The sequence below is a fragment of the Arcicella sp. GW822-FHT02H01 genome, from assembly GCF_058802005.1.
This window is the reverse complement of the sequence record NZ_JBXANT010000001.1, coordinates 699,731-717,593: the sequence shown is the minus strand read 5'-3', so window position 1 is coordinate 717,593 and position 17,863 is coordinate 699,731. Positions and strand designations below refer to the sequence as shown.

Genomic DNA, 17,863 nt, shown 5'->3' with positions numbered 1-17,863 from the left:
TTAATGATTTCAATCTTTTTTAATAAAAGTTTTGCTGTAAACGTTTCCGTAAACGTTTACGGAAAAATATTCAAAAAAAACCTTGAAAAGTGATATTTATTTAATATATCTTTAAGAGAAAATTATACAGATACTCTTATTTTATCTATGATAACTACAAAAAAACTAATCGACGAGGTTGCATTATGGAATGAATTTAGGGCAGGAGACCACGCTGCTTTTTCTTCAATTTATCATAACTATGTTAGTCTATTGTACAATTACAGTACAAGTATTACTGCAGATCGTGAATTAATTAAGGATTGCTTGCACGACTTATTTGTAGAATTGTGGAAAAATCACCGAAATTTAGGTGAAACAACTTCTATTCGTTATTACTTAATGGCTTCTATCAAAAGAAAATTGGTACGCCATTTGGAAACACAACAACGCCATTTTCAACATCAAGAAGCTTATTATCTTGAAAACCCAGATTTTATTACTTCTCATGAAAACCGTTTGGTTGCTTTTGAAGAAGAACAAACTTTTAGTGATACCCTAGCGGAGTCATTCAAGTATTTAACCAAACGTCAGCGTGAAGCCATCTCTTTGAAATTTTTTCATGATATGGATACCGACCAGATATCTAGTATGATGAGGATTAACCCGCAGTCGGTTTACAACCTTATTTTTGGTGCATTAAAAATTTTAAAAGAACACATTGCCATTGAAAGACTCGCTGTAGCATGATATAAATCTACTTTTCTTATAAAGAGCCAAAATCACTCGATTTTGGCTCTTTTTTTTGTTAAATATTAGATGTGTTCAATTTTTAAAAAAAATAATAATAATTGAGTAGAAAACCGATTAAGCAAGCTTTTGCTCATAATACAAGTTTTACTTAAAATATTTATAAAATTGTTTGAGCAGAGGTTTACAAAGTATAAAGATTTTATGTCTGAAGATTTTTTATCAGACAGTTGCTTTATTGAATGGGTCCAATCAGAAAATCATGAAGTAGATAAAGAATTTTGGCAAGCATTTTTAGAACGTTACCCACAAAAGCAACAAGAAATCGAACTAGCAAAGTCAATCCTGCATCGAAATGAAGACGAAAGCTTGTCGAAAGATGAGATAGCATCAATCTGGAATCGTATCAATTTATCCATTTCAATAATTAATTAATTCAATCAAATTTATTTACTAACTATCACAATTTAAAAAAAATCAAAAACACATGAGTATGAAATCTCTACTTAAATTAAGAAGTAATGTAGGTTGGGCAGTTTGTTTGCTGTTCTTATCAATTACATTTACTGGTTTTGGTCAAGATCGAACAATTACTGGTAAAGTTATCTCGGCAGACGACGGTCAGGCCGTGCCAGGAGTAACAATTGCAGTGAAAGGAACAAGCAGAGGAACAACAACGGATGCTAGTGGGGTGTATAAAATTGCTGTGGGTACTAATACAACTTTGATTTTCTCTGCAATCGGTTTCAATACCCAAGAAGCCGTTGTAAACAATCGTTCTATCGTTGATATCAAGCTTTCTTCAGACATCAAATCAATCGACGAAGTTGTTGTTGTAGGGTATGGTACACAAAAGAAAAGCCAATTAACAGGGGCTATTTCACAGGTATCAGCCAAGCAAATTTCTGAAATGCCTATCACCAACTTAGGTCAGGCATTACAAGGAAGAACTGCTGGGGTCGACGTGTCACAGTCGGGTTCAAAACCAGGTACAACGCCTAAAATCTTGATTCGTGGTCGTCGTTCATTCAATGCAGGTAACGACCCTCTATACGTAGTAGATGGTATTCCATTATCAGCAGGTTATGAAGATATGAACCCAAATGATATTCAATCACTTGAGGTATTGAAAGATGCAACTGCTACGGCTATCTATGGTGCTAGAGGTGCCAACGGTGTGGTATTGGTAACAACTAAAAGAGGAGCAGTAAAAGGCAAAACTACTGTAACGTATGATATGTACGTTGGTCAGTCGGAAGCATTGAATAAAATGAGACTTTTCAATGGTCCTGAGTTTGCGGAATATGTTAGAGAGTCTTACCGTGCTACGGGTATTTACAGAAATGCAGCAGGTAATATTGTTCCAACGGGGCAGTCGGACCCAGTAGCTGATTCAAAAGTTGCGGTATTAGGTGGTGACCCTAACGTAGTAGCTGGTTTGGCAGAAGGAAGAAGTACTGATTATCAAGATTTAATCCTTAGAAAAGGCTTCCAACAAAACCATACGATTGGTATTCAAGGAGGAAGTGAAAAAACACAATTCTATATTTCTGCTGGATATTTCTTGGATAAAGGTATTACGGAAGGGTTAGATTATACTAGAACAACATTGCGTGCCAATATCGACCATGAAATCACTAAATCAGTGAAAATCGGGTTGTCATCATACATGATGTTCAGTAATAGAAATGGTGAAAACTTAAACCCTTATAGTTTCACAATCCAGCAAAACCCACTGGGTGCTGCCTATAAAGCTGACGGAAGTATCAACTTCGCACCAACAAATGATGCCTTGTTGACTAACCCTTTGGCTGAGATTGTTCCTGGTGCGCAAGTAGATAACACTAAAAAATACAGAATCTTTAATAGTATTTATGCTGAAGTGAAAATCTTGGACGGTTTAAAATACCGTGTAAACTTCGGTCCAGATTTTACATTATCTCGTTGGGGTAGATTCATTGGTGGACAAACTAACGCAAGAAAAGGCGGTGATGCACAAGCAAGTGATGAGAGCCGTTTTGGGTTCAACTGGACGCTTGAAAATATCTTGAATTATTCAAAAACTTATGGAAAACACAATTTGAATGTAACATTGCTTCAATCAATCCAGAGAGACCGTTATGAAGTATTTAATGCTAGCGTTCAAGGTGTTCCTGCTGAAACTCAACAATTTTATAATTTAGGTAATGCTGGTACTGTTGTGGGTGTAGGTAGTGGTTTAACTGAATGGACGATTAACTCTTTCATGGGTCGTGTTAACTACGATTACAACGATAAATATTTAGTTACACTTACGTTGCGTCGTGATGGTTCAAGCCGTTTTGGTGTGAATACAAAATATGGTAACTTTCCAGGAGTAGCTTTAGGTTGGAATATGAGCAACGAACCTTTTATGAAGGATATTCAATGGTTAGATCTTCTTAAAGTAAGAGCAGGCTATGGTGCAGTAGGTAACCAAGGGGTGGCGCCATACCAAACCCAAGGTTTATTAGGAAGAACAACTTATGCTTGGGATAATACGGGTGCTTTTGGATATCGTCCAAGTACTATTGGTAACCCTGATTTAAGATGGGAAAACTCAGCGACTACGAACATTGGTCTAGATTTCAGTTTCTGGAAAGGAAAAGTACAAGGTTCGTTAGAATTGTACCAAACCAATACAACAGATTTATTATTGTCTGACCAACTACCAGGCTCAATCGGTTTTGGTGCTGTAACACGTAACGTTGGTGAAACGAGAAACAGAGGTATTGAATTAGGATTGACAACAGTGAATGTTAATACAGCAGGTGGATTTAAATGGACAACTGATTTCCAGTTTACTAGAAATAAAGAAGCAATCGTTTCACTTTATAATGGAGCTGTAGATGATGTTGGTAACAAATGGTTCATTGGTCAGCCACTTAACTCTTTCTACGACTACAAAAAAGTAGGAATCTGGCAGGTTAGCGAAGCAGAACAAGCTGCTAAATTCTATCCTGGTGACAAAGGAAATGCATTAGGTGCAGGTGTTGGTCAAGTTAAAGTACAAGATACAAATGGTGATGGCGTAATCAATGCTTCAGATAGAGTATTGTTAGGTTCAGATGTTCCTGATTTCTCTGCTGGTTTAACAAACCGTTTTACGTATAAAAACTTCGACTTGTCGTTCTTCTTCTTTGGTCGTTTCGGACAAATGATTGTGAGTGGTTTCCACCAAGACAACAATGCTTTGGCTGGTCGTTACCAACAAATCAAAGTTGACTACTGGACACCAAACAATCCAAATGCAGAATTCCCTCGTCCATTTAGTACACAAGAATTCCCACAATACAATACTACTTTAATTTATTTTGATGGATCGTTTATCAAGTTAAGAAACATCAACTTTGGGTACACTTTCAAAGATGGCATTGCTAAGAAGTTAGGTATGGAATCGTTGAGACTTTTCTCAAGTATTCAACAACCATTCATTTGGTCAAAATTCATTTCAAAATACAATGGAGTTGACCCAGAAACATCAGGAACTTCAATCAACAATAGCATTACACCAGCAACGAAAGTAATTACAGTAGGTATTAACGTAAAATTTTAAGCACAACATTACTGACGAGGTACTGTATAGTGCCTACAACATGTAGCTAAAGAAGTTTTAAAAAACATTAAATGACAAAAAGATGAATATCAAATATATATATAAACATGCAAGGATCTTAGGTATTGCCGCTTTAATGCTTTCTGCGCAATCTTGTTCTGATTTATTGGATGAAAAAGTGGTTTCTGGTATTGGTAATGACTACATGAATACTCCAAAAGGTTTTGAAGATGGAGTAAATGCAGCATATTCAACCCTTAGATACTATTATGGTACACAACAAGGTTTAACTATGACTGAGTATGGTACTGATATTTACGCTACAGGAGCCGATGGAGGTTATAAAGGATTCCACTTTTATGATACTCAACTTAACCCAACCGTAGATTATATTGGAAATACTTGGGATGAACTTTATCGTGGTATCAACACTTGTAATGCCATCATTGGTAGAGCGCCAGCTTCAACATTAGCCGATGCTACTAAAAAAATAAGAGTAGCTGAAGCTAAATTCTTGAGAGCACAATATTATTTCATTTTGTTTCAACAGTGGGGTGGCGTTGATTTGAGATTAACAGAAACGTTGGCTCCATCTAAAACAACAAAAAGAGCTACTGAAGCTGAAATGTATACTGCGATTATCAAAGACTTTACCGAGGCGATTGTAGATTTACCTAATACTTCTACTCAATACGGAAGAGCGATAAAACCAGCGGCTGAAATGGCTTTGGCAAAAGTTTATTTAGCAAAAGCATATTCTGCACAAAAAGCTGCTGATGATTTTTCTAAAGCTGCTACGTTGTGTTCTAGTGTAGTAACTAACTACGGATTTAAATTATTAGATGATTTTGCAAGCGTATTTGATGAAAACAATCAGAGAAATACTGAAATCGTTTTTGCCGTACAATATACATCAGACCTTTTGACAAACTTGACAAATAATACAGGTTCGGTGAATGGTGGTAACAACCTACACTTGCTTTATGGTATGCAGTATGACGTACAAGCAGGTATGCAACGTGATATCGCGAATGGTCGTCCATTTAAGCGTTTACGTCCGACTACTTATTGTACAGATGTTGTATTTGGTGAAAGAGTAAACGATTCACGTTATAAGAAAACGTTTAAGGATACTTGGTATTCAAATAAGCCAGGAACGTATAGTACAGCATTTGATGATTCAAAAGCAACTGTGACTTTTGCAGCAGGTGATACTGCGATTTTTATTCCTGGTTATGAAATGTCAAAGGCTGAGAGAGCTACGAAAAAGTATCAGGTATTAGTACCAAGCAAATATTCTGAAGCATTGTTCCCTACATTACGTAAGTTCTTTGACACAAAGCGCCCTGATATGACTTACGAGTCTGGTAGCCGTGATTTCTTTGTATTCAGATTAGCAGATACTTACTTGATGCTTGCAGAAGCACAGTTGGGTGCGGGTAACAAACAAGCTGCAACAGATGCCATTAATATGGTTCGTCGCCGTGCAGCATTCCCAGGTAAACAAGCAGCTATGGAAGTTACAAGTGCTCAAATGAACTTTGACCTTGTCGTTGAAGAAAGAGCGAGAGAATTAGTAGGTGAGCAAACTCGTTGGTTAGATTTAAAACGTTGGGGTAATTTCGTTGAGCGTGTACAAAAGTACAACCCTCAAGCTGCTGCTAACGTAAAACCTATTCACTTAGTTCGTCCAATTCCTCAAACTCAAATTGATCGTACTGAAGGTGGATCTACGGCATTTCCACAAAATCCAGGGTATTAATTTATTAAAGACTTGATTATAACAAAAAAACCTGATGAATTTTCATCAGGTTTTTTTATGACATAACGGATACTAACTTAGTCTATCTTTGAAACTTTCGTAACCAAAGGTTTTTACTAAATCAAAAGTATCATTTTCTCTCCAGATGCCAATAGAAGGTAAATTAACCCCATTGAAGGTAGTTGTTTTTACCATGGTATAATGAATCATATCATCAAAAACGATGGAATCTCCAATTTTCAAAGGCTCGTCGAAAGAATAATCTCCATAAAAATCACCAGCAAGGCAAGTCATTCCCCCGAAACGATAAGTATGTTTACCTGCTATAGGTTCTTGATGTGCCCCCAGAATTTTTGGTTTATAAGGCATCTCTAATGTATCTGGCATGTGTGCAGCAAAACTTACATCAAGAATAGCCACATTAATTCCTTGAGAATCGATGATGTCTAATACAGTAGACGTTAAATATCCAGTTCTCCAACCTACAGCCGAACCCGGTTCTAAGATAATTTTTAGGTTTGGGAATCTGCTTTTCAAACCTTTCAATACACTAATTAAATGCTCAGGCTCGTAATCGGCACGCGTTATTAAATGTCCTCCGCCTAAATTCAACCATTTAGCTTGTTTTAATAAATCTCCGAAACGTTCTTCAATAGCCTTTAAAGTACGCTCAAGCGTATAAGAATCATTCTCGCACAAAGTATGCGAGTGTAGGCCTTCAATGCCTTCAGGCAAAGTATTACCTAATTGATTGCGAGTAATACCCAAGCGCGAACCTGCAATACATGGATTATACATATCTGTTTCAACCTCAGAATATTGCGGATTAATACGTAGCCCACAACTGATGCCATGCTGGATAGTTCTTTCTTTGAATTTATCAAACTGTGCCAATGAATTAAAAGAAATATGTGAAGAATAAGACATCAGTTCGTCAAATTCTTTATCTAAGTAAGCAGGAGAATAAACGTGTGCTTTTGAGCCCATTTCTTCAAAAGCTAAGCGTGCTTCATGTAATGAACTCGCCGTGGCTCCAGCCAAATATTGGCGAACCATCGGAAAAGTAGAGAACATCGAAAAACCCTTTAAAGCACAAATGATTTCGATGCCAGCTTGTTGTTGAACGTATTGAAGGAGTTCTAAATTTTTACGTAATAACCTATCTTCCAATACATAACATGGAGAAGGTATCTGAGAAAAATCAATCATTTTTTGTTGTATGAATGGTTTATTTATTCACAAAATTGCCCGTACTTTTCAATACGGGCAAAAATAATTTTATTGTTTTTGATGTAACGTTTACAACTTTTTCTTAAGCTTTTCCACTCTTTTCAAAGGCACATTTAATGTCTCAGCAATTTGTTGGGCTGTCAACAAATTTGATTGAAGTAATAAAACGATATTATTATCAAGAGTTTTTTCTTTCCCTTTTTCTTCACCCATTGTCATACCTTGTACGTAACGGATGTCTGTTTCTAAGTCATATACAATGGGCATAATGGCAGTCTGTTTTACGGTTTCATCTTGTAAATTACGAAGTTTAGCTAACACTTCCAATTGCTTTAGATACTTACCAAAACGGTGTTCACCTTTTAATAGTTCCTGCAATTTATCCAAAATACTATGGATAACTTTATGAGGAGGTGTCTGATTGAAATTTAATAAAATAGCGAGTAATACTTCTTCAGGAATCGATGAATTAATAAATAATTCATAGTTAAAAGAACGAATATCTATTAGCTCATAAGCAAAAGACAAATTGTTCATTGACAAACTTTTCGTCATTTTACGCAAAGGAGCTTGTCCGATATAAAGTACTACTTGTCTTATTTCAGTATGATATTTTCGTAGAAGAATAGCCCTGTATTCTAACATGCGATAAATCATCTCTGAATCATCAACCGACTGAAATTCTATTTGTAAAATGTAACTATTAGAATCATTGTCTTCTTTTACTCTTTTCAGAAAATCAGGTTTTCTTTCAATCGTAACGTGTATGTCATCTTTAATAGCTGTGAACTTTGCTCGTTCTAAACCCAAAAGTTTCTGAGCAAATGGAAGGAGAACAGGTTCAATGTTCTCCTTTAAAATTCTATCGTATTCGTTAATACTCATGCGGAAGTGCTCCGTTTACTTCTTCGTTCCAAGGTAAACCATGAATATTCAACATTGCCATGAATGGATCTGGATTCATTTCTTCACAGTTCCAAACGCCTGGTTTCATCCATTCACCAGTAATCATCATCATCGCACCAATCATCGCTGGTACGCCTGTGGTATAACTTACACCTTGCGCTTGTACTTCTCTCCAGCAATCTTGGTGTTTACAGTTGTTCCAAACATAATATGTTTTTTCTACACCGTCTTTAATCCCTTTGATCTGACAACCAATTGAAGTTTCGCCAGTATAATTTTCGCCTAATGAACCTGGCTCAGGAAGTACAGCTTTCAAAAATTCTAATGGCACAATATCAATTCCTTGGAATTTGATAGGAGCGATAGATGTCATTCCTACGTTTTCCAACACTTGTAAGTGTGTAATATATTGTTGCCCGAAAGTCATCCAGAATCTTGCACGTTTCAACGTTGGAAAGTTTTTAACCAACGATTCCAATTCTTCGTGATACAATACATAAGATTCTTTCGGTCCGATTCCTGGATATTCGATAGGTTTATGAATTGACATTGCATCAATTTCTACCCATTCTCCATTTTCCCAATAACGTCCCTTTTGAGTAATCTCGCGGATATTAATTTCAGGGTTGAAGTTTGTAGCAAAAGCCTTTCCATGGTCGCCCGCATTACAGTCGATGATGTCTAAATAGTGCATTTCATCGAAGTGGTGTTTATTCGCATAAGCAGTATAAACCTGCGTAACACCTGGGTCAAAACCACAACCTAAAAGTGCCATCAAACCAGCTTCTTTAAAACGCTCTTGATATGCCCATTGCCAAGAATATTCAAATTTGGCAACATCTTTTGGTTCATAATTAGCAGTATCCATATAATGAACGCCAGTTTCCAAACAAGCATCCATAATTGTTAAGTCCTGATACGGAAGAGCTACATTGATAACCATAAATGGTTTCACCTGATTAATCAAGGCTACTAATTCTGGTACATTATCAGCATCTACTTGCGCAGTTTCTACTTTGGTTGGTAGTCCTATTTTAGCACATTCCTCAGCAATGGCATCACATTTACGCTTTGTACGGCTTGCTAAAACTACTTCAGAAAATACTTCTGGATTCATGGCACATTTCTTTACAACTACGTTTCCTACGCCTCCTGCACCAATAATTAAAACTTTCTTACCCATTATTTTTTGATGTTATCTGTTAGATGCTGCCCACAAATACATTACATATTTACGACATACATGAATATAGTTGCAAAATTAGTTAAAGCTTAGAAATTATAGGAGTTATGAAGATTAAATTTGTTGAGGATTATCATAATACTATTAGAGATATATAAAATTTACTCTTCTGATGGTTTAAAATGGTTCAAAACACCTATTTTTGTTTTTATAGCCTGCTGTTGATTAGTAATTTTTTAAGCGTATGTTTTTCTAACATCAAGATTTTTTACTTAAAAACTCTGCAATATGCTTCCAAACATAAGTCTTCTCTTTACCAATTTCAATACTTTGCTTATCAAATATTGGCAAAATAAATACTGGTGTATTAGTATCAGTATATTCGTTTTTCTGGTTTTTTCTTTGATATATTTCCCAGAAGTAATTAGGAAAAGAGTACATGACGATTGGACGGGAAATGATATGTTGGTTCAACAATTTGTCAACAATAAGATTGCCAATCCCTTTAAACCAACTGAAAATCTTTTACCCCACGACCATTTTAGTAAAAGAGACCTAAGGATTACGCCTTATATCCTCGCAAATGCCTTTGGATTAAACTCTCTTCGTTTATTCTATCTACAGATTTTATTACTTCCTCTTTTTATATGGCTATCCGTCAAGGTAATCTATAAAGCCACTAACAATTATGTAATGGGTTTTTGGGGAACAATCGCTCTACTGTTTTCCTATGTGGGCAATTCCTTTAATTTTGATACCCTTTTCTACGATTCTTACGCTTATTTTGGGTTGCTACTTTCCTTATATTTTTATAAAAATCCGCTGTGTATTTTGTTTCTAGTAGCTAGTTATTTTGTAGATGAAAGGAGCGTGGTACCATCCTTAATTATTCCATTGTTTGCAGGGCTAACGCTGTATCCTTTACAAGACACAAATAAAGATTTTATCACTACTTTCCAGAAAATTATTGTTCAGAACAAATCATTCTGGCTTGTTTTTATTAGTTTAGCCATTTATGCCTCTATCAGAATCATTTTTTACTTCCTTTATAATCTACAAACACCAGTAGGCGCACATAGTGGTGTTACCTTGGGTTTGGGTTTTATTCATGGAGCAAAGATTCCCTATGCTATTTTTTCATCTTTGAAACTAAACTTGCTTTTAATCATCTTTGCTTGCTTTTACCTCTTTAAAAAGAATTATTATATAGTTGCTTTATGGTTTACGGGTGTTTTCATTCTTTCTTTTCTGGTAGGTACGGCCGTTGAAGACGTCACCAGAAGCTTGGCTTATTCCTTCTTACTAGTGTATGTAGTGTATTTATTGGTGGCACAAATCGGGGAAAAAGCAAGTAAGTTTATATACTTGATAGCTTTTGTCAATATTCTGACGCCAACTTATTCTTTGCTTTTAAACTTATACAAAGTAGAGGCTTTTAGCTGGCTCATTCATTTTTCCCAACATTTCTAAAGTTTAGAAAACGCTTTGTTTTTCTTTAAGTATTTTCATGAATCAAACCAATACCGTTTTTATCACTGCTTTGAGTATTATTTTAGTAGGGTATTTTTTAAAACGCCAAAACGTTGTATCTGAAACAGAAGGTAAAGTTGTTTCTAAGTTATTGATGCACACTACTTTCCCTGCTTTAATGTTCTTGACAATGAGGCGTGTGCATTTTGAGTTCAATCTACTATTACTTCCTGTTATTTCTTTTTGTTTTTCATTACTGACGATGTTTACGGCGGCGTGGTTATTCAAAAACCAAAGTCAGAAAATGAGGGCAATTTTGATTATGGGGAGTGGAGGATTTAACCTTGGGCTTTTTGCTTACCCTTTAATTGAAGGTATTTGGGGACAAGCGGGAATGGTCTATGCCGCCATGTTTGACTTTGGTAATTCCTTTGCCATTTTTGGGTTAGTTTATGGAACAGGGGTATTTTTATCGGATAAAAATGAAGGCGCAACAATCAGTCAAAATGCGAAAAAAGCCATTTTGAAAATCTTTACTTTAGTGCCTTTTCAGGCTATTCTGTTGGGTGTTTTTGTTAATTTGGCTAAGATAGAACTCCCTACGATTGTCATAGATGTACTAGACGTGATGGCTAGGGGAAACAAAGTAATTGTATTATTAATCATGGGAATTTACTTGAATCTTTCCATTTCTGGTGAAATATTCAAGAAGGTTTCAAAGGTGCTGATGATTCGTTATTTCTGGGGATTTTTATTGGGTTTTGCTTTCTTTTATTTCCTACCTGTAGAGCAACTGTACAGAAATGTATTGTTGATAGTACTGATAATTCCTGTGGGAATGACGCTTTTACCTTTCTCTGACGAACTCAATTATGATACTAAAATTGCAGGAATGTTAGTCAATGTTTCGATGTTGATTAGCTTTGCGATGATGTGGGCTTTGGTAATTGGGTTGAAATTGGCTTAAAAAGGCCTACTCGCTTTAGCAAAACAACTCATCCAGAAATTGGTGAAAAGATTATCTTCTCTGATACCTTTTGAGGAAGAGGCATGGATAAACATTACTTCTTTATTACTTCTCCGCTCCGTAATCATGCCAGCGTGATTGATATTGCTTACGTTGCCTTTGTTGGTTACAAAAAATACCCAGTCGCCAGGGCGGAGGTCGTCAAGAGAAATTTCTTTGCCAAAGTCTGATTGCTGATACGAGATTCTCGGAATTTTATAGCCCAACTGCGAATAAACACAAAATAATAAACCAGAACAATCCATACCATTTTTATCAGCTCCACCTGCCCGATAAGGCACACCCGTATAGCTTCTTGCTGTTGAAACAATGTTATTGATGGTTTTATTATTATAAACCTTATTGTTATTTGCTGGTCTGGTGACAGGCTTAGGACGAGCAACGACAACATTATTATCCTCCTCTTTTCTACGGAATAATTTACATGAATCTAAAAAGACAGCTAAGCTTATCAGTAAAAAAAAACGATAAAAAATATTCAAGTGGTTTTGTCTCATAAAAATCAATAAGATATGTTTATAGCTAAATAAGATTGTTTTTGGCACTCTTCAATACTTTCACGGTGACGTAAAGTTGCCCCGTATGGCGTTGTGTATGTTCGGCCGAATGAAACAGCAGGCCAAGTACATTACTAGGAATTTTCTTCCTGCCAATGCCCCGTGGTTCCAGCAACGTTTTTTCACTCGTATTTTTTAATTGTGTAAGTGCTTTGTTTACTTGATTGTTAAAACGAGTAAGTAGTGTCTTTACGTTTATATTAGGTTGATTTTTTACAGATTCTAGTTGTAAAAGCTCTAATTGGTCTTCATTTAGGGCTTGGTCGTTGGCATAAGTAAACAGTCTATCTAATACGCCCGATAGATGTTGCAAATGAAAAGCTACTGATGCACAGCCCGCAGGAGACTCCCAAAGTAATTCTTCGGGGAAGTCAATCATCATGAGATTTACTTCTTCACGAGCCTGTAAGATTGCATGAGCCACTGGTTGTAATAATGGAGCCAACCCCGCAATGGGCCCACGCATCCATACTTCTAGGTTGTTGGTTTGTTGATTCATTTTTTTTGTGGACTTTAGGATTTTAAGACTTGAGGACTTTAGGAACTATGGACTTAGGATTGGAATACTTTATGACTTTAGGATTGAAGTAGCACTTTTAAGTTCTAATTCTTTTCTATTAGCGGGTGACTTAAGTCACCCGCTAATAGAAATTTTGAGGATTATCTTATTAGAATAGTCATCCCAAAAGCTACTTATGTAATTCACTTATGACTTTTATCTTAAACCTAAAGCCATAAGTCCTACAATCCAAAAGTCCCAAATCCTCCAGTCCTAAAGTCTCAAAAATCCTAAAGTCCCCAAAATCTAAACCGCCTTCATACTCAACGCAATTCTTTTACGAGCGATATCTACTTCCATTACTCTTACCTGTACCTGCTGTTGTAGTTTCACCACTTGGTTAGGGTCAGAAACGTATTGGTTGGCTAGTTGCGAAATATGTACTAAGCCGTCCTGTTTTACACCCACATCCACAAAACAGCCAAAAGCAGTAATATTCGTGACGATACCAGGAAGCACCATGCCCTCATACAAATCCTCTACCTTCTTTACATTCGCATCAAATTCAAAAGCTGTCAGTTGTTCCCGTGGGTCACGCGAAGGCTTTTCTAATTCTTTCAGAATATCTTGTAGCGTCAGCAAACCAATTTTTTCGTTGGCATAAGCATTCAAATTTAATTGTTTTCTTAATTCTGCCGAACTCATCAAGTCTTTTACAGAGCATTTTAAATCCTTTGCCATTTTTTCGACAATAGGGTAGGTTTCTGGGTGAACCGCAGAATTATCCAACGGATTTTCAGCATTCTGAATCCTTAAGAATCCTGCACATTGTTCAAACGCCTTGTCGCCTAAGCGAGCAACCTTTTTAATTTGTTGACGAGATTTAAATTCGCCATTTTCCTGACGATATTTTACAATATTAGCAGCCAACGATGGCCCCAATCCAGCTACGTAACTTAGCAAATGTTTTGAAGCCGTATTCAAATTTACGCCTACCGCATTTACACAACTCTCGACAACAGTATCAAGTGTACCTTTTAACATCGACTGGTCAACATCGTGCTGATATTGCCCCACACCAATAGATTTTGGGTCGATTTTTACCAACTCTGCCAGAGGGTCCATCAATCTTCGACCGATAGAAACGGCTCCACGTACAGTAACATCTTTATCAGGAAATTCTTCGCGGGCAATAGGAGAGGCCGAATAAATGGAAGCACCTTGTTCAGATACTACAAAAATTTGTGGTGCTTTCTTAAAAGGCAATTTCTTAACAAAATCTTCAGTTTCTCTGCCAGCAGTACCGTTTCCAATAGCCACGGCCTCTATTTGGTATTTTTCCGAAAGCGTCAGTACCACATTTTGTGCTTCCTGTACTTTATCAAACGGATAAATAACGGTATCGTGTAATAAATTTCCTTGACCATCTAACACCACTGTCTTACATCCAGTGCGATAACCTGGGTCGATGGCCAATACTTTTTTCTGTCCAAGTGGCGACGCCAATAATAACTGACGAAGGTTCTGTGCAAAAATTTTGATGGCTTCGGTATCAGCTTTTTCTTTTGAAAACCCTGCAAACTCATTTTCAATCGAAGGCTTCATCAACCTTTTATAACAGTCGGTAATTGAATCCTCCATAATCTTTTTTGCATCAGGCAAACCCTTCAAGAAAATTCTATCCAATGCCCCCAACGCATTATCCTCATCTGGCGAAATACTTACACTCAGGAATCCTTCTTCTTCGCCACGACGCAAGGCTAACAACCTATGCGAAGGCACTTTTTTCAAAGGTTCATAGAAATCAAAATAGTCTTTATATTTGATTCCATCTTCTTCTTTCCCTTTTTTTACTTTGGCATATACCATCGCTTCACGCTCAAATACCTTTCTTACGGCATTGCGGGCATCTACGCTCTCATTAATCCATTCAGCAATAATATCCCTCGACCCTTGCAGGGCTTCTTCTACATTGCTTACTTTATCATTCAAATATGATTCGGCTTTTTTAAGGATGTTGGCTTCTTTTTGCTCAAAAATAAGTTTTGCCAAAGGCTCCAATCCTTTTTCAATTGCAATGCTTGCTCTTGTCTTCCGCTTTTGTTTATAAGGCAGATAAAGGTCTTCTAATTCTTGTAAGTAATAGGCATTGTTGAGCTTCTCTAACAACTCTGGCGTCATTTTACCTTGCTCTTCAATAGATTTAATAATGCCTTCACGGCGTTTATCGGCTTCTTTTAGTTTCCCCAACAGTTCTTTGATATCAAGAATCTGTACTTCATCCAAGCTCCCCGTGGCTTCCTTCCTATACCTCGCTATGAACGGAACTGTTCCTCCTTCTTCTAATAAATTGATGGTATTCTGTACTTGGGTAATGTTTACGCCAACGGTTTTGGCAATAATTGAAAGCTGTGTTTTATTCATGAATTTGTATAAAAAATAATCTTGGTGATAGTAGCACGAGTCGCTAAACTTGTGCTGTATAATGCTTGTTTTTACTCAATTGATGTTGATTAATAAAGGATGATTAGGCGTTTTTTGTTCGCTAAAATACGGATTTGTTTTTATTCAATCCTTAACATTTCTATGTGTTCGATGTCATCTTCTAAATATATTTCACTAACTTGTTGAAAGCCAAAAGATTCATAAAATTGCTTGAGATATAATTGTGCTCCGATTCTGATGGGGCTTCCTGCAAAGATTTTTTCCATCATTTCAATAGATTTTATCATCAAGGATTTACCGAAGCCTCCACCACGTGCCAGTGGTGAGGTAACTACTCTGCCGATAGACGCTTCTTCATAAGAAATGCCCGGGGCTATTAGGCGAGTATAAGCAACAATCTTTTGGGTCTCGGTATCAAAACCCATAAAATGAAATGAGACAAGGTCTTTATTATCCAAATCTTGAAAAGGACAATGCTGCTCAACAATAAAAACTTCATTACGGAGTTGTAGAATTTGGTATAATTCGATTGTAGTTAAGTCTCTGAAATGCTTGAGGTACCAGTGAATGTTCATTATGAAATTAGTTTTGATGAGTAATTGATACAATCGTGAATATACAAAGTTTATTATCTTTGTAAAACTCAAATTTTCAAATATGCTAAATAGATTCATCTGGATTTTAATCATACTGTTTACTTTTCAAGTAGGGAAGGCTCAGAATACGGTTTCTGAATATGAGCAAGCTTATAAAAAAGCATTAGAATTATACAAAAACCATGAGTATGAAAAAGCTAAAACAGCCTTCACTCATCTTGCTAATAATCGTGTAGCGACTGCCCTCGTACCCAATACTTTTTACTTTGCTGCCTTGAGTGCCATCCAATTAAAAGAATTTACTACCGCAAAGGCTACCCTGAAAAATTTGATGATAGCATTCCCAAGCTGGGCTAGTAAAGCTGAAATCAACTTTTTGTTAAGTGTCTTGGCTTTTGAAGAAAAAAAATATACGGAGGGTTTTACAATTGCTCAAAAAATTCCTTCTGATTCTCTTCAAAATGAATTAACGGAGATGAAAATATTTTACACCCGTAGGATAGATTCACCGAAAGTAATTCAAGAGCTATCAAAGAAGTTTCCGAATGAAACGGTTTTGTCTGATAAAGTGGAACAAAATTTAACCATTAGTGCTACTTCCGCGGGCGTTACAAAGTCGAGAACCTCTAAAGGATACTTTAATTTTGCCTTACTAGTGCCAGTTGAAATTAGAAATATGGGCATCGACAGGGCAAGAAAAAATCAATATGCTTTGGATTTGTACCAAGGAATGAAATTGGCGAAAGCACAACTCTTGAAAGAAGGAGTAACGGTGAATTGCTTTGTGTATGACATGGCAAACGAACCCGATGAAATGCTTGAGCTAGTTAATAATCGTTCGTTTCAAATGATGGATTTACTCGTTGGTCCACTTTATACCGAGACTAACAAAATTGCTTCTATTTATAGCGAAACCAATCAGATTCCCATCGTGAATCCGATGTCGAATAATCAAAAAATTCTGGAAGATTATAATTTGTCGTTCTTGGCTCAGCCTTCGGCAGCCATGCAGGCGATGAAGGCAGTTGAGTTTGTTAGTCGACAAGCTTTTATGGGTAGGGATGTAGCTATCTATTATTCTGATGCTACGAATGATTCTGTCACAGCGGAGGTTTATCGCAAGCAAATGGAAAAAATTGGTTATGATATTATAAAATTTGAAAAGATAAAGACTAGTTCCGAAGACATTATTGCTAAACTTCCAGAGAAAAGGGTAAGCCATATTTTTATGGCTACGTCTGAAAAGAAAGCTGGACTTTCGATGATTACGGCTTTGAACAAAAAGGAAATCATGGCTCCTTTGATTACAACGGCAGAGGCTTTCAATAGTTATAACCTAAGTAACGGAACATTGGCAGGCAGAGAAATCTATTGTATTAATCCAGAGTTCGTTGACAATGATAAACCAGAGGTAGATAGTTTCCGAAAAGAATATTTAGCCAAGTATGGCATCATTCCTTCTTATTATGCTTTTCACGGCTATGACTTAACCCTTTTCTGGGGGCGACTTTTTGGAAAAAATGGTTATAACATTCGTAAAGGATTGGATACTCCTGCTACTTACAATAATTCATATACTTTATTAGGCTTTAATTATTTCAGATCACAAGACAACCAAATTTGCCCCATTACGACTTTGCAAAATTATAAGTTTGTATTGGCGAAGTAGGGATGAGACGCTAGACTTAAAGACACAAGACGTTAGACTTTAAGATATTAAATACAAGACACTAGATTTTGACCTATGATTTAAATTATTTGATTAGTGATTTAGATAAGATGAAAGGTGTAGAAACAAGCCAGATTGGTATGAAAGAGTAGGAAAAGAAGAACCAATAAATGAGATTAGTCTTCTCTCTTATATTTAAAATTCTTTTGCTATTTC

Annotated in this window: 14 protein-coding genes; 7 read left to right on the top strand and 7 right to left on the bottom strand. The window is 36.4% G+C overall.

Annotation, left to right across the window (positions count from 1 at the left end):
* The first annotated feature begins 147 nt into the window (after positions 1-147).
* From AC1RNE_RS03100 to AC1RNE_RS03085, 4 genes are all read left to right on the top strand, one after another.
* Positions 148-729: an RNA polymerase sigma factor gene (locus tag AC1RNE_RS03100; RefSeq protein ID WP_492799577.1), complete on the top strand. Its 582-nt coding sequence runs from the start codon at positions 148-150 to the stop codon at positions 727-729.
* A 204-nt stretch (positions 730-933) separates the two neighbouring features.
* Positions 934-1,164 (top strand): hypothetical protein, encoded by a 231-nt coding sequence (locus tag AC1RNE_RS03095; protein ID WP_492799576.1) that lies wholly within the window; start codon positions 934-936, stop codon positions 1,162-1,164.
* 58 nt (positions 1,165-1,222) lie between these two features.
* On the top strand, positions 1,223-4,303 hold the full coding sequence (locus AC1RNE_RS03090; RefSeq protein ID WP_492799575.1) for a SusC/RagA family TonB-linked outer membrane protein: 3,081 nt from the start codon (positions 1,223-1,225) through the stop codon (positions 4,301-4,303).
* An 82-nt stretch (positions 4,304-4,385) separates the two neighbouring features.
* The gene (locus AC1RNE_RS03085; protein ID WP_492799574.1) at positions 4,386-6,065 is read left to right on the top strand and encodes a RagB/SusD family nutrient uptake outer membrane protein; all 1,680 of its coding nucleotides are present in this window, start codon (positions 4,386-4,388) and stop codon (positions 6,063-6,065) included.
* A 72-nt stretch (positions 6,066-6,137) separates the two neighbouring features.
* Here the strand turns inward: AC1RNE_RS03085 and nspC are convergent, their stop codons facing one another.
* The 3 genes from nspC to AC1RNE_RS03070 all read right to left on the bottom strand — a co-directional run bounded on the left by nspC (position 6,138) and on the right by AC1RNE_RS03070 (position 9,384).
* Positions 6,138-7,274, bottom strand: a complete 1,137-nt coding sequence (nspC, locus tag AC1RNE_RS03080; RefSeq protein WP_492799573.1) for a carboxynorspermidine decarboxylase — start codon at positions 7,272-7,274, stop codon at positions 6,138-6,140.
* Between the two features lie 90 nt (positions 7,275-7,364).
* Entirely contained in the window at positions 7,365-8,180 is an 816-nt protein-coding gene (locus AC1RNE_RS03075) for an RpnC/YadD family protein (protein WP_492799572.1), read from the bottom strand.
* Positions 8,170-9,384, bottom strand: a complete 1,215-nt coding sequence (locus tag AC1RNE_RS03070) for a saccharopine dehydrogenase family protein (RefSeq protein ID WP_492799571.1) — start codon at positions 9,382-9,384, stop codon at positions 8,170-8,172. Before AC1RNE_RS03070 ends, AC1RNE_RS03075 begins: the two co-directional genes overlap by 11 nt.
* Positions 9,385-9,672: 288 nt before the next feature.
* Here AC1RNE_RS03070 and AC1RNE_RS03065 point away from each other — a divergent pair, with 288 nt between their 5' ends.
* On the top strand, positions 9,673-10,854 hold the full coding sequence (locus tag AC1RNE_RS03065; protein ID WP_492799570.1) for a hypothetical protein: 1,182 nt from the start codon (positions 9,673-9,675) through the stop codon (positions 10,852-10,854).
* A 37-nt stretch (positions 10,855-10,891) separates the two neighbouring features.
* Positions 10,892-11,821 (top strand): AEC family transporter, encoded by a 930-nt coding sequence (locus tag AC1RNE_RS03060; protein ID WP_492799569.1) that lies wholly within the window; start codon positions 10,892-10,894, stop codon positions 11,819-11,821.
* Here the strand turns inward: AC1RNE_RS03060 and AC1RNE_RS03055 are convergent.
* From AC1RNE_RS03055 to AC1RNE_RS03040, 4 genes are all read right to left on the bottom strand, one after another.
* Positions 11,818-12,378: a C40 family peptidase gene (locus AC1RNE_RS03055; protein WP_492799568.1), complete on the bottom strand. Its 561-nt coding sequence runs from the start codon at positions 12,376-12,378 to the stop codon at positions 11,818-11,820. The genes AC1RNE_RS03060 and AC1RNE_RS03055 overlap by 4 nt on opposite strands.
* A 25-nt stretch (positions 12,379-12,403) precedes the next feature.
* Positions 12,404-12,937, bottom strand: a complete 534-nt coding sequence (locus tag AC1RNE_RS03050) for a DinB family protein (protein ID WP_492799567.1) — start codon at positions 12,935-12,937, stop codon at positions 12,404-12,406.
* 306 nt (positions 12,938-13,243) lie between these two features.
* Entirely contained in the window at positions 13,244-15,361 is a 2,118-nt protein-coding gene (locus AC1RNE_RS03045; protein ID WP_492799566.1) for a Tex family protein, read from the bottom strand.
* Positions 15,362-15,501: 140 nt separating this feature from the next.
* Positions 15,502-15,957, bottom strand: coding sequence for a GNAT family N-acetyltransferase (locus AC1RNE_RS03040; RefSeq protein WP_309922758.1), 456 nt, complete (start codon positions 15,955-15,957; stop codon positions 15,502-15,504).
* Positions 15,958-16,039: 82 nt separating this feature from the next.
* Here AC1RNE_RS03040 and AC1RNE_RS03035 point away from each other — a divergent pair, with 82 nt between their 5' ends.
* Positions 16,040-17,647 carry an ABC transporter substrate-binding protein gene (locus AC1RNE_RS03035; protein WP_492799565.1) on the top strand — a complete coding sequence of 536 codons (1,608 nt, stop codon included), beginning with the start codon at positions 16,040-16,042 and terminating at the stop codon, positions 17,645-17,647.
* Positions 17,648-17,863 lie beyond the last annotated feature (216 nt).